This window comes from Vibrio sp. 1288 (genome assembly GCF_033344475.1).
On record NZ_JAWPOX010001055.1, the window covers coordinates 1 to 532 of the forward strand.

A 532-nucleotide genomic window follows, 5' to 3' on the forward strand; every position below is an offset into this window, starting at 1 on the left:
GCCGGAAGCAACAAGTCGGCATAACGCGCAACATCCGACTCTACGGTAATATCCGAGACAATCACAAACGGACAGCGTTCTAGCGCCCTCTTAACAAACTGATTGTCTGGCAAAGAGACAACGGGGTTGGTCGCCATGATCCACAGAACTTTAATCTCACCACGCTCAACCGCTTCAAACAGTTCAACCGCTTTTAGCCCCGGTTTTGTAGCGATTTCTGGTGACTCCCAAAACGCTTGTACTTGTTGAATGGATTCGCCATCAAACCCTCGGTGCACCGCTAATTGATTGGCTAAACCGCCAACTTCTCGCCCGCCCATTGCATTAGGTTGCCCGGTAATGGAAAACGGGCCACAGCCCACCCTGCCAATTTTACCCGTTGCTAAATGCGCATTGATGATCGCATTCCCTTTGTCGACACCGTTCTCAGCTTGATTGACCCCTTGGCAAAAAAGCGTAATCGCAGTCGGGCTGTGGGCAAACCATTGGAAAAACGTTGTGAGTTTGTCTTGTGAAACGCCTACATCAGCTG

1 protein-coding gene is annotated in these 532 nt (G+C 50.4%); it reads right to left on the reverse strand.

Translation table 11 applies throughout. The features are described from left to right. Window positions 1-532: molybdopterin-dependent oxidoreductase (locus tag R8O11_RS30870; protein WP_318195344.1), on the reverse strand; the 532-nt coding region annotated here is incomplete at both ends.